Annotated in this window: 12 protein-coding genes and 1 tRNA gene; 4 read left to right on the top strand and 9 right to left on the bottom strand. The window is 67.8% G+C overall.

Features of this window, described 5'->3' with window-relative positions; genetic code table 11:
• Positions 1-86 precede the first annotated feature (86 nt).
• Positions 87-995 (top strand): hypothetical protein, encoded by a 909-nt coding sequence (locus Aph01nite_RS07885; RefSeq protein ID WP_204040099.1) that lies wholly within the window; start codon positions 87-89, stop codon positions 993-995.
• Positions 996-1,071: 76 nt separating this feature from the next.
• Here Aph01nite_RS07885 and Aph01nite_RS07880 read toward each other — a convergent pair whose 3' ends face one another.
• The 3 genes from Aph01nite_RS07880 to Aph01nite_RS07870 form a co-directional block, all read right to left on the bottom strand.
• Positions 1,072-2,163 (bottom strand): MBL fold metallo-hydrolase, encoded by a 1,092-nt coding sequence (locus Aph01nite_RS07880; protein ID WP_204040098.1) that lies wholly within the window; start codon positions 2,161-2,163, stop codon positions 1,072-1,074.
• Positions 2,164-2,357: 194 nt separating this feature from the next.
• On the bottom strand, positions 2,358-2,828 hold the full coding sequence (locus Aph01nite_RS07875) for a MarR family winged helix-turn-helix transcriptional regulator (protein ID WP_204040097.1): 471 nt from the start codon (positions 2,826-2,828) through the stop codon (positions 2,358-2,360).
• A 48-nt stretch (positions 2,829-2,876) separates the two neighbouring features.
• The gene (locus tag Aph01nite_RS07870; RefSeq protein ID WP_204040096.1) at positions 2,877-3,710 is read right to left on the bottom strand and encodes an MBL fold metallo-hydrolase; all 834 of its coding nucleotides are present in this window, start codon (positions 3,708-3,710) and stop codon (positions 2,877-2,879) included.
• An 88-nt stretch (positions 3,711-3,798) separates the two neighbouring features.
• Here Aph01nite_RS07870 and Aph01nite_RS07865 point away from each other — a divergent pair, with 88 nt between their 5' ends.
• Together Aph01nite_RS07865 and Aph01nite_RS42420 are read left to right on the top strand one after the other, a co-directional pair.
• Positions 3,799-4,269: a winged helix-turn-helix transcriptional regulator gene (locus Aph01nite_RS07865; protein ID WP_204040095.1), complete on the top strand. Its 471-nt coding sequence runs from the start codon at positions 3,799-3,801 to the stop codon at positions 4,267-4,269.
• Entirely contained in the window at positions 4,193-4,519 is a 327-nt protein-coding gene (locus Aph01nite_RS42420; RefSeq protein WP_307836766.1) for a DUF4291 family protein, read from the top strand. Before Aph01nite_RS07865 ends, Aph01nite_RS42420 begins: the two co-directional genes overlap by 77 nt.
• 184 nt (positions 4,520-4,703) lie before the next feature.
• Here the strand turns inward: Aph01nite_RS42420 and Aph01nite_RS07855 are convergent.
• Positions 4,704-4,779 (bottom strand) — tRNA-Ala (locus Aph01nite_RS07855).
• A gap of 161 nt (positions 4,780-4,940) precedes the next feature.
• On the opposite strand from Aph01nite_RS07855, the gene Aph01nite_RS07850 reads away from it, so the two are divergent.
• Positions 4,941-5,363: a TIGR03668 family PPOX class F420-dependent oxidoreductase gene (locus Aph01nite_RS07850; RefSeq protein WP_204040093.1), complete on the top strand. Its 423-nt coding sequence runs from the start codon at positions 4,941-4,943 to the stop codon at positions 5,361-5,363.
• A gap of 282 nt (positions 5,364-5,645) precedes the next feature.
• Here Aph01nite_RS07850 and Aph01nite_RS07845 read toward each other — a convergent pair whose 3' ends face one another.
• From Aph01nite_RS07845 to Aph01nite_RS07830, 5 genes are all read right to left on the bottom strand, one after another.
• A complete protein-coding gene (locus Aph01nite_RS07845) occupies positions 5,646-6,347 on the bottom strand; it encodes an HAD family hydrolase (protein WP_204040092.1) in 702 nt (233 codons plus the stop codon).
• 47 nt (positions 6,348-6,394) lie between these two features.
• Positions 6,395-6,514 (bottom strand): DLW-39 family protein, encoded by a 120-nt coding sequence (locus Aph01nite_RS41175; RefSeq protein WP_239161478.1) that lies wholly within the window; start codon positions 6,512-6,514, stop codon positions 6,395-6,397.
• A 257-nt stretch (positions 6,515-6,771) separates the two neighbouring features.
• Positions 6,772-7,158, bottom strand: coding sequence for an ATP-binding protein (locus tag Aph01nite_RS07840; RefSeq protein ID WP_204040091.1), 387 nt, complete (start codon positions 7,156-7,158; stop codon positions 6,772-6,774).
• A 79-nt stretch (positions 7,159-7,237) separates the two neighbouring features.
• The gene (locus Aph01nite_RS07835; protein WP_204040090.1) at positions 7,238-7,735 is read right to left on the bottom strand and encodes a DUF305 domain-containing protein; all 498 of its coding nucleotides are present in this window, start codon (positions 7,733-7,735) and stop codon (positions 7,238-7,240) included.
• Positions 7,736-7,789: 54 nt separating this feature from the next.
• On the bottom strand, positions 7,790-10,876 hold the full coding sequence (locus tag Aph01nite_RS07830; RefSeq protein ID WP_204040089.1) for an AfsR/SARP family transcriptional regulator: 3,087 nt from the start codon (positions 10,874-10,876) through the stop codon (positions 7,790-7,792).
• Between the last annotated feature and the right edge of the window lie 84 nt (positions 10,877-10,960).

Here is a 10,960-nt window from a genome sequence, read left to right as displayed (position 1 = left end):
ACGTCTGGCCGGAAGCGGTCCACGAACTCCCTCTCGAACTCCCGAACGGGAAGTACCAGCCGATCCTCTTCCTGGACCAGCACAGAATGCTGATCCAAACCGGATCGACCAAAGCCCTCCTCCTGGCCTCGTACGACCTGCGTACCGGCGAAGTGAAAGAACTGGTCCACCTCGCCACCCGGCTCAAGAACCCCTTCACCGACATCGCCGTCGGCTCCGCGACCATCGTCTGGCGTACGACACGAAACGAGAGCGCCGGCCAGGTGACCGACATCTGGACCGCCCCGATCACCGGCGGCGAAGCGACCCTGCGCGCGAGCACACCATCCGGCGGACCCGTCGACGACCCGGAGCTACTCACATCGTCGTCGGCCCTGGTCAGCACGGACTCCTTCGAAGGACTGTCCGTCGCAGGCGACAACATCTACTGGTCCACCACGAACGCCGGCCTCTGGCGACTCCCCCTGACCGGCGACACCCCTCCGGCCCCCGTCCCCGAAACCGCCGGATACCACCTGCTCTCCTACCCCTGGATAGGCAAGCCCGACCTCTTCGGCAGACCCAAGCGAGAGGCCCCCGCCCCCGTCTTCGGCAAACTACTGAACGTCGAAACCGGCGAAACCAGAACCGCCGCCGTCCCCCCGGACACCCAATCCTGGACCTGCGGCCTCACCCGCTGCATGGGCCCACTCCCCGGCGACAAGGACGGAATCACCCAGTCAAGAGACGGTTCCGCCCAGCGCAGCCTCCCATCCATGGACACCGCCAGCGCCACCATCGCCCAGGACCGCTTCTCCGTCCTACGCATGCACGGAAAAGACCGCAAAGCCCTGGCCGTCGTACTGGTCGACCTGCAAACCGGCGAAACCGGCCTCGTTGGCCACCGCGACACCCCAACCGGCCTCGCCCGCCACACCCTCACCCACCACAGCGACCTGTACTCCTACTCCCTCAACAACAAACTGATCGTCATCGACCTCCGCGCCATCCACTAACGCCTACGACCACCAGCCGAGCGCTTCATCGGTCGTGGCTCCCGGATGATCCTCGTGCGCTGGCTTCTTGGCCTGGTTAGGGGTGAATGCCGAACGGGCCGAGGATGCCGGCGTCGATTCGTGTGGAGTTGACCATCGTCGCCGCGTTCGCGGGGGTGAAAACGTCGGCTGCGGCGAGTTGGCCGGTGTACTTGGCGATGACGGGAGCGGCGGCCTGTTCGGCGGCGGTGTCGAGGTAGGACTTGAAGATGGCCCAGGCGTTGCCGGTGGGGCCGTACTTGGTGAAGAACGGTGTGGGGTCGAGGGTGTTGAGGGTGTCGCGGGTGCTGATGGCGAGGTCGTGTACGTAGGCGCGTTGCAGGGTGACGTCGGCGCGGGTGCCGAGGCGGCCGAGATGGCCTCCGATCAGGGTTTGCCAGGGAGAGGCGAGGACGGTGTCGTGGGTGGCGATCCACGCGGGGATGTCCTGCGATTCGGCGAGGTTCTTGAACGGTGCCCAGCCGGGGAAGATGACGTCGACGACCATCAGCGTGGCGGCGGATGGAACGTGGATGAAGATGTTGTCGGGACTGTGGTTGGGGCCGTGGTACGACAGGTGCAGCCGCTCGCCGCCTACGCGCAGGTCATAGCTTTCGCTGAACGTGATGGTCGGGAGGGGGCGGTTGTTGTCCCGGGCGGACTTGAGAAGGCGCTTGGTCTCGGAGTGGGCGATGCGGGTAACGCCGCGGCCGAAGATCGATGCGGCGCCGATGTGGTCCGCGTGCGAATGTGAGTAGATCAGGTGGGTCACGCGGCTCGGCCGGTTGCGGGCCGTGGTGACTTCTTCGATGGCCCGCAGGAGGTTCCGGCCGATGGTGGGCGGGGCGTCGACCATGACCACGCCGTCGGTGGTGGTCAGGAACATGGCCTGGTAGAAGCCGTCGGTGACCCAGTACAGGTTGCCGCGTACGTGGCCGACGTAGTATCCGGCCTGGTTGACGGCGGGACCGAACGCGCTGGCCGGGATGGGCGCGTAGTCCGGCAGAGTGCCCGTCGCCGCGCTCTTCGGGACGGCGTGGGCCGCGCCGGGCGAGTTGAGGGCCAGCAGACTGGCCGCGGCCGGGACGGCTGCGACCGTGGAGGCTTGGCGTAGAAAGTTACGACGGTTTAAGTCGCGCGAAGACGTCATGGCATCCTCCAAGATATTTGCGTGTAGAAATACTTATCCCGCCGCAGAGAGACCGTAGGCGGGCCTGGCGATGTCGAGTCATCGCGGTGTTCTGCGACGTTCGCCTCCGTCGGCGACTTCAGTATGGACTCAAATATTTGCGCACGCAAGCAAATGATCGGAGCGATACGGGGGCGACTGTTGAGATCGGGCGGTCAGTCGGCGGTGGTCTCGCGAAGTGCGGTCAGGACGCGGGACAGCGCCTGGGTCGTCGTGCGCATCTCGCTCTTGGTGATGTGATCGAGGACCAGCGACCGTACGCGGGCGACGTGGCCGGGGTAGGCGGCGGTCAGCACGGCGAGTCCTTCGGGAGTGATGGCGGCGATGGCGCTGCGGGCGTCCTGTTCGCACCTGCGCCGGGTCACCAGCGAACGGCGTACGAGATCGTCGACGACGCGGCTCATCCGGCTGCGGGATAGGGCGGTCGCCTCGGCGAGTTCGCCCATGCGCAGTTCGCCGGACGGCGCCTCGGAGAGGGCGACCAGGACGGAGTAGTCGGTCATGCCGACTCTGGCCTCCCGGTCGAAGTGCTCGTCCAGGACGCGTGGGAGTCGCAGGAGGAGTTCAACGAGGGAGCGCCAGAAGAGTTCCTCGTCGCCGTCCAGTCCGGGCACCGGCGTTGTCATCCGATCAGCCTATTGGCTGAGGTTGCGTCCGGTCGCAACTATCTGGTGTCAGGTGTAGAGGGAGGTCGCGCCGTTCCACAGGGCGCCGGGGTTGAGGCGTTCGGGGAAGCGTTCGAGCATGGCGCGGAAGAAGTCGAGGGCGGTCGTGTACCGCGGGAGCAGTTCGTCGGCCGCGTCGAGGTACGCGCGGGTCTGCGCGATGGCGCGGTCCGCGTCGTCGTCGAGGTCCTTGTTCTTGTGACCAGCGACGATCAAGCGGGGCCGCAGGTTCTCGACGATGTCGATGGCTTTCCGCCACGCGTCGATCCCGCCGTCCTTCGTCTCGACGAGGAACTGGTGCACGCCGTTGTAGATGACGTCGCCGGCGACGACCAGGTCGAGGTCGGGCACGTGCAGAACACTGGTTTCGTCGGTGTCGCTGTGGCCGACCTCGATGATGGCCAGCTCGTGGCCTTCGAGGTCGAGGCGGTTCCCTGGTGGAGTGGCAGCCGTGACGGGCGAGTCGGGGATCTGGCCCGGCAGGAGTCTGTCCCAGAAGACCTCGCGGATGGCGACGTTGCGCCGCATCTGCTCGATCGTGCCGGCGGAGGCGACGACCTGGGCTCCGAAGCGCTGGGCGAGCAGATCGGCGGTGAACCAGTGATCGCCGTGACCGTGGGTGACGAAGATGTGGGTGACGTTCTTGCCGCTCGCCTCGATCCAGGAGCCGACCACGTCGGCCTGTGCCCGGGTCATCGGCGGGTCGATGAGGACGGCGTCCCTTTCGCCGTGGATCAATGTGATCGACAGGGGCGAGAACATCCGGCGGTCGCCGTTGGGCACCGGTTCACTGACGGCCAGCGGGATGGGGTCGGCTACGAAGGTTTCATAACCAAGGGTCATGTTGATCACGCTTTCCACGAGGACCTGACTTCGTTCTTTGAAGCTAGCATGCTGAGTAGAAATAATGAAGTCAGGGTAAACTCGGGGCATGGATCCCTTGTCGCTGCCCGCCAACCAGTCCTGCCCGATCGCCCGCTCACTGGCCGTGCTCGGTCAGAAGTGGAACCTGCTGCTGTTGCGTGAGGCGTTCTTCGGGCGCACGAAGTATGCGGAGTTCCAGCGCATCGGCGTACCGAGCGGGACTCTCGGCGCGCGGCTTGACGCGCTGGTGGACGCCGGGTTGCTGGAACGGCGCGCGTACCAGGAGAAGGGTGAGCGCACTCGCGACGAGTACGTCCTCGCCGAGGCCGGTCGCGATGTCATGCCCGTTCTCGCCGCATTGATCCAGTGGGGCGAGACCCACCTCCCGAAGGAGCGGGGCGCCGACGTCACGTACACCACGACAACGATCGAGGGCAGCCCCGTCCGCCTCGAATTCGTGGATGATCGAGGCACAGCGGTCAGCAGAGACGCCGTCATCATTGCCCGCCAAGCGCGAACCGCCACGGCTTCGGGGTAATCGCGAGAAAACTGCTCGCGAAGCCCATGGGAGGGTGCGGCTTATGGCACCCCGATATCAGATCCGTGCCGACTACGACGCTTGCACGATTGTGGTCTACCAGGCGTACTCGCCTGCCATCGCTGACGCGGCGTTACAGGCGGGCCGCCTCGTCGCTCCGTTCTCAGGCATACGGAGAAACGCTCGCATCGCAGTCGGGCGAGTCTGGTTGATCTCAAGGCGCGGCACGACAGCGGCCGGGCGGCACTGATCTCTCAGCACGCGACGATGGAAGCAGATCGGAAGATCGCGGATGCCCTGAGCGCTCGTGTTGAGGCTGAACGCGGATATCCGGATGATGACGACGGCCTCGCCGGCGCGCGGGTTCCCGCAGGCTAATGGCACGTTAAGGGCACGAACGCCGCTTCCCGAGATCAGGGAGGCGGCGTTTTGGCTGGTGGAGCCTAGGAGATTCGAACTCCTGACATCCTGCTTGCAAAGCAGGCGCTCTGCCAGCTGAGCTAAGGCCCCCGCAAAACAGTTCGTGACCTGCGGTAATGGTGTTGATCACGAAGCTGTCTGGCTTGTACACCGTAGCAACAGCCTAGGCTTCGCGCCACTCGGTATCGCAGTGCGGGTGTGCGGTCGTGTCGGGGTCGCAGTTGGGCGGTGAGGGTGGGTATGTGGGGGCTATGGAGCAGAGGGAAGCTCGGGAGCGGTTTCTGAGGGCTCGGGCTGGGGTGTTGGGTACGGGGGGTTCGGACGATGGGCCGCATCTTGTGCCGATTGTGTTTGTGGTGGAGGGGGATGTGATCGCGTTTGCGGTCGATCACAAGCCGAAGCGTACGAAGGATCTTCGGAGGTTGCGGAACATCGCGAGGGATGACCGGGTGTGCGTGCTGGTGGATCACTATGAGGAGGATTGGACGCGGCTCTGGTGGGTGAGGGCGGATGGGCGGGCCGGGGTTGTCGAGGATGCGGGGGTACAGGAGGAGTGGATCGGGCGGCTTGTGGAGCGGTACGAGCAGTATCGGGAGCAGCGTCCTGAGGGGCCCGTTGTGGCGATCAGTGTGGAGCGTTGGCGGGGGTGGTCCTACCAAGCTCTCGACGAGTAAACGATTGCGCAGATGTCTTACGCCCTCGATGGGCGAACGATCCGATGGATGGCATCTAGCCCCCGACAGTAAACGGCATGCGGACGGGCGGATGACCCTGCAGGCAGGAGACAGTCTGCAGGGATGATCCCTGAAGGCCAACAGCGGGCCGGAGACGCTTGGCCTCTGAATGCCGCGCGCGGACGACGCGGACGGCTGCGGGCCGGAGACCGTTGATCGCCGAAGGTCGTTGGCGGACCCGCGCGGACAGCTGTCGACCAGAGGCGGTTGGTCTGGAGGCCGTTAGCGGATGGCGGGGACGGCTTGTTGGCCGAGGATGAGGGTGGGGAAGTCGGCGATGGAGTCGAGGATGTGGGTGGCGCCGCCGCCGAGGAGGCGTTCGCGGCTGTGGACGCCGGTGAGGACGCCCGCGACGACGGAGGCGCCGGCGCGGCGGCCGGTGATCATGTCGTTTTCGGAGTCGCCGGCGACGGCGACCTGGCGGACGTCGTCGATGCCCAGTTTGAGGACGGCGGAGAGCACCAGGTCGGGGTGGGGGCGGCCGCGGCCCGCGTCTTCGGGGCAGAGGGCGAGGTCGAGTTTGTCGTGCCAGCCCAGGGCGGAGAGGATCCGGCTGAGGGTGCCCCGGCTGAAGCCGGTGATGAGGGCGATCTGGATGTCGGCGGCGCGGAGTTTGTCGAGGGCTTCGACGGTTCCGGGGAGGGGGATGAGGCCGGTGCGCTCGATGGCGCCCTCGTACGACCGTTCGAAGGTCAGATTGGCTGCCTGCGCCCGCGCTTCGTTGTCCGGAAAAATCCCGCGAAAGACGTCGATCTTGGGACAGCCCCGGGACCGGTGGACGTGGACCATGGCCCGCGCGTACGCACTGGTCCCGGGGACGATGCCCTGGGTGGCGATCGCTTCGGCGAACGCGCGTTCGACCATGGCGACGTCGCCGATCGTGGTGCCCGCCAAGTCCAGGCAGGCCAGCCTGACGGTGGTCATACCCGCACCTTCGCCACGATCAAGCAAAACCCATCTCCGGACGGTCGTCAGTTCTCGCTGCCGGTCGCCTCGGTCCACAGGTCCAGTTCGGCGCGGTCGGACTGCACCTTACGCCAGACCAGCAGCCCCCCAATAGCGATAAGCGCCAGAACGAGCAGCTTCTTCATGGTGTGACCCCACTTCCCAACGGTCTCACCAGCCGGGTGAGACAACGCCCGGTTCCAACTAGGTTCCCGCCAGCCTAGCAAGGGTTCGGTGCACGGCCGGGGTTGCTCGATAACCGGTTGTACCTAATCTGGCGATAGTGAACCACTCGTTGGGGTCATCCGCCCAGTTCTTTTAGGTAGTAACCCATCCAACTGGTCTTATCTCGGACAGGTTTCGGGCGAATGCCGTACTGCCGTGACTTAGCTCTGAGCGAACCTTAGGGCAGCGGGGCCGCGAGTCTGACCGTGGTGCCGGTGGAGCTGGTCTGGATGGTGGTGTGGGTGAGGCGGCGCATCAGCCAGAGGCCGCGGCCGCCGAGCGGGGTGTGTTCGGCCAGCTCATCGGAGATCAGCGTGTGGTACGGGATGCCCGGCCCGCTGTCCCGCACCTCGCAGCAGAACTGCCCGGACTCCTCCCAGATGGCGATGCTGCGGGGCCCGAGGCCGTATTTGACGGCGTTGGTGACGGCCTCGTGGACGGCCAGCACGTAGTCTTCGAGGGCGGCGCCGATCAGGCCGGCCGCGTGCGCGGCGCGTTGCACGAGGTGGCGGACATGCGTGATCGCGTTCTGGTCGAACTCCAGACTCAGCAGGATGCCTGTCACAGTGCTCGCCGCCTTTCCACGCTGTTCTGCCACTACCCGCGAAACGGGTGGTGGCACACGTGTGACGGAAGTTGGAGTCTCAGCTGATCTGCTCGCCGATCTCGGCGATCTCCGCACGCTGCTCTCTGACAATGCGGCGGGCGAGGTCGCCGGTGGGTGGGTGATCGCCGGTGGCCACCGCGACCTGAGCGATCATGACGCCGGTGTTGAGGTGTCTGCTGAGGGTGCTGAGCCACATGCGGTCGAACTCCTCGCCGGTCCGGCTCTGGAGTGCGGTGTAGTCGTCCGCGGTCACACTGCCCGGCATTTGGTATTTGGCATCTTTTGGCACTGGCATGTTCCACATGTGAAGCCAGGTGTTCATCACGTCGATCTCGGTACGCTCGTCGACCTTGAGCTTGGCGGCGAGCGCGGTGACGTACGCGTTGGTGCTGCGGCCTTTGACCATGTCCGCGAGTTTCAGCGTCTGCCGGTGATGAGTGATCATCTCCAGCGAGAACCGCACGTCCGGGTCCTGAGTGTCGGCAGTGGCCGAGCAGCCGGCAGCCAGGAACGCCGCGAACGCCAGAACTCTCACCCAACGCATCTTCCGCCTCCTCGCGGGGAGGTACGCGGCGAGGAGGGCTCGGGTTCAACGGAATCGGCGCTCGGCGCCCTCTTTGAACTCGGCGTCGTAGGCCTCCTCGCCGAGGCCGGCGCGGACCATGGCGGTGATCCGGTCCACGTCCACCCGCTCGGCGGGCGCGAGCGGCGTCTCCTTCTCGGTACGGACCCGCGCCGCCGCCCCGAGCAGCCGCGCGGCCTGCCCGTGCTCGCCCGCCGCCGCGAGGGCTCCCGCCAGGCCTTCAGCGACGAGCGCGTGCTCACGGGGCGCGTCGAAGGTGAGCGCCGTGGTGAACGCCCGCCGGTGCAGCTCCACCGCCTCGGTCAGGGCGCCGCGCTGCCCGGCCGCGAAGCCCAGCTCGGCCAGGACCATCGGCAGGTGCGGAGGCGGGTTGGCCTCGTCGATCGGGCTGGTACGGGCCAGCACGCCGCGCAGATGGGTCTCCGCCAGCTCGATGAGGCCGTCCTTGCGGGCGGCGAAGCCGAGCGTCATCTCGGCGAAGACCATGCCCGGCACGTGCGCCTGCTCGACGGCCAGCCGGAGCGCGCGTTCGCACAGATGGCGTGACTGCGCATAGTCCCCGCGTTGCAGGGCGATCCAGCCGAGCCAGGACAGCCGGGTCGACACCTCCGTCCACAGGCCGAGCTCCTCGGCGATCACCAGGCCGTCCCGCTGGCGGCGTTCTGCCTCGTCGTAGTCGCCGGTCAGTTCGGCCAGCGCGCCGAGCCAGCCGGTGGCCTCCAGCTGGCCCCAGCGCTCCCCCAGCGCGTTGAAGATCTCGGCGCTGCGCTGGGCGGCGTTCCCGAGTGCGCTCAGGTCGCCGCGAACGTGGGCGAGTTTCGCCTGGACGCTCAGTACGGCCGCTTCGCCCCAGCGGTCGCCGTACTGGCGCATGACCGGCAGGGCCTGGTCGATGAGGTCCGTGGCGACGGCCAGGTCGCCCAGGTCGGTGGCGGTGTAGGCGAGGAACCACTGGGCTCTGGCCTTGCCGGCGGGGTCGCCGTCCAGGAGGGCGAGGGCGGTCTCGCGGCGGGTGGTCTTGTCCGTCGTGTCGCCGTGGAGGAGGGCGATTCCGGCCTGCCAGGCGAGGGCGGTGGCGCGCTCGGCGGATGCCGTACCGGGCTGGGAGAGGCAGGTTTCGAGGGAGCGGCGGGCTTCGGTGAGGCGGCCGCGGAGGAACCAGTACCAGGTCAGGCGGTTGGCCAGGCGGAGGTTGAGGGCGGTGCGGAAGTTGGCGGCCTCCGCGTCGAGGCGGCGGAGCCAGGTGCGCTGGGCGGGGCCGTACAGGTGGGGGTGGGCCTGGTCGGCGAGGTCGGTGTAGTAGGCGCGGTGGCGGTCCAGGAGTTCGTCGTATTCGCCGGCTTCGCGCATGCGGTCCACGCAGTACGCGGCGACGGATTCGAGCAGCCGGTAGCGCGGGCCTTCGGGGCCGTGGGCGACGGTGACAAGGGAGCGGTCGACCAGGCGGGACAGGAGGTCGAGCACGTCGGGCACGGCGCAGACGGCTTCGGCGGCGTCGAGGGTGCAGCCGTCGGCGTGGATGGCCAGCCGCCGCAGGACGATCCGCTCGGGGTCGCCGAGCAGCTCCCAGCTCCAGTCGATCATGGCGGTGAGGGTCTGCTGGCGGGGCGGCGCGCCGCGATGGCCGGTGGCGAGCAGGCGGAACCGGTCGTCCAGACGGGCCACCAGGCCGTGTACGCCGAGCGCGCGGACCCGGGTGGCGGCCAGTTCCAGCGCCAGCGGGATGCCGTCGAGGCGGCGGCAGAGCATGGCGACCGCGGGGGCGGTGTCGGTGTCGAGCGTGAAATCCCGGGCAGCGGCCTTGGCCCGGGTGACGAACAGCCGGACCGCGCTGGACTGGTCGAGGGTGGCGAGGTCGGCGGTGGGGGAGGGAACGTCCAGCGGAGGCACGCTCCAGACCGATTCGCCGGGCAGCGCGAGGGCCTCCTGGCTGGTGGCGAGGATCCGCAGCTTGGGCGCCTGCCGCAGCAGGGTGTCGGCCAGTTTCGCGACGTCGTCGATGACGTGTTCGCAGTTGTCCAGCACGAGCATCAGGTTCCGGGAGCGGAGCGCGCCGGCGAGCCGGTCGGCGCCGCCGGTGTCCTGGATCTCCAGCGCGGCCATGATCGCCTCGGCCAGGCCGGATCCGCTCAATGCGGCCAGTTCGACCAGCCAGACGCCGTCGGGAAAGATCATCCCGCGGGCGGTCTCCAGGGCCAGGCGCGTCTTGCCGACGCCGCCGGAGCCGGTGAGCGTGACCAGTCTGCTCTTTTCCAGGAGGGTACGGACCTCGGCGACCGCCTCCTCCCGGCCGATCAGGTCTCCGAGGGGTTCCGGCAGGTTCGTACGGATCGTCGTGGCCGTGCTCAGCGCCGGATCCTGGTGGAGGATCGCCTGATAAAGCGCGACCAGGTCGGGGCTGGGGTCCAGGCCCAGCTCGTCGGCCAACCGGTCACGCAGGTCGGCGTAGTCGGCGAGCGCCTCGCTCTGGCGTCCTGCCAGGTAGAGGGCGCGGATGTGGGCGGCGCGCAGGCGTTCCCTGAGCGGGTGGCGGGCGGTCAGCTCGGCCAGCTCGCCCGCGAGCAGGCTGTGTTCGCCCAGTTCCAGCCGGGCCTCGGCCCACTGTTCGAGCGCCGCGAGCCGCTGCTCGTCGAGGCGGGCGATCGCGGGGGCGGTGAACTCCTCGTCGGCGAAGTCGGCGTAAGCCGTACCGCGCCAGAGGGCGAGAGCGTCGGTGAGCAGGGCTGCGGCGGCGCGCGGGTCGGCGGTTTCCCGGGCTTCTGCGGTCAGCTGGGCGAACCGTGCGGCGTCGACCGCTTCCGGGCCGGTACGGAGGGCATAGCCCGGCGGGATGGACACGACCAGATCGCGGGCGCCTGGTTCGGCTTCGTCCAGGGCTCGGCGGAGCTGGGACACCTTGACCTGAAGCGCCCCCGCCGGATTGGCCGGCGCGTCGTCCCCCCACAGATCGTCCACCAGACGGTCGGCCGACACCGTGCGGCCTTCGTGAACGAGCAGGTCAGCGAGGAGAGCGCGGACCTTCAGACCAGGGATCGGCACCGCGCGCCCGTCCGCCGTCCACACCGCGAGTGGCCCCAGCACCCCAAAGCGCATGCCGCCACGCTAGCGGCTTACGGCACCGGCCGCCTGACCGTAAGGGGACGAGAAGGAGACCGTAAGACACCCCTGGCAGATTCG

Origin of the sequence: Acrocarpospora phusangensis (genome assembly GCF_016862995.1) — a bacterium.
GTDB classification, from domain to species: domain Bacteria; phylum Actinomycetota; class Actinomycetes; order Streptosporangiales; family Streptosporangiaceae; genus Acrocarpospora; species Acrocarpospora phusangensis.
This window is presented reverse-complemented; position numbering and strand designations above follow the sequence as displayed.